Below are 951 nucleotides of genomic sequence, written 5' to 3' on the forward strand. Positions count from 1 at the left end.
GGGTTCTGCGCGTAATTCAGGTAGCCAAGGTAAACAGCGATGTGTTTGAGTACGGCCTCGCTCTTGGTCCGCCTGTAAGCCATCAGCATCATGAGCAGTGCCCGTGCATTGTCATCAAGGCAATACCCTTCGTTGTAATTCGGAATCCCGAAGGTGGCATGCTGGAATATACCCACATGGTCTGTGAGCCGTTCGATGTGGTCGAAGCGCAGTGGGGGCAATATGCTGCGGTCCAATGCCGGATCCTTTTTGAGGATCGCTTTAGGGACGTTGGCCATGAGATCTCTGGTAAGTTCATGGTACCTTGCTCCCGTTTTCGGCCAGGTGATGGTTTTCCCATATTCCCCCGCCTTATCCCGCAAAGCTTCTAATTTATCGGGATGTGCGAGTAAATCCACCAGCAGGTTGGTCAGTTGCCCCTCGTCGGCGAAGTTGAACAGCGCCCCCCGCCCTTCGGCCAATAGCTCGGCCGCATGCCAATAGGGAGTGGATACGACAGCTGAACCGACACCTACTGCATAGGACAGTGTGCCGCTGGTAATCTGGGCCTCATTGAGGTAGGGTGTAAGGTAAATGTCGGAAGCCGCGAGGTATTTGAACAAATCGTCTTCCGATGCGTACTGGTTGAGGAATACCACGTGATCTTCAAGGCCCAGTTTCTTGACCAGCCGATGCAAAAACAACCGGTATTCTTCGCCCGCGTGCCGGACCACATTGGGATGCGTTTTACCAAGGACAACGTACACGACGTCGGGGTATCTGGCTACCACCTGCGGCAAAGCGCATATAGCCGTTTCGATGCCTTTGTTTCGGCCAAGGAAGCCAAATGTCAGCAGTACCTTTTTTGCCTCCAGCCCCAACTCAAGCCGGGCTGCTGTCCGATCGTACCGTATGGCCGGCACGCCGTGGGGCACCAATTCGATTTTTTCGGCCGGTACCCCATACGTTTGC

Annotated in this window: 1 protein-coding gene; it reads right to left on the reverse strand. The window is 54.5% G+C overall.

The features are described 5' to 3' along the window. Positions 1-951, reverse strand: a 951-nt coding sequence (locus ACFQRK_RS23910; protein WP_379010949.1) for a glycosyltransferase, incomplete at both ends; no start/stop codon positions are given.

Origin of the sequence: Parapedobacter sp. GCM10030251 (assembly GCF_042666505.1) — a bacterium.
Lineage (GTDB): Bacteria > Bacteroidota > Bacteroidia > Sphingobacteriales > Sphingobacteriaceae > Parapedobacter.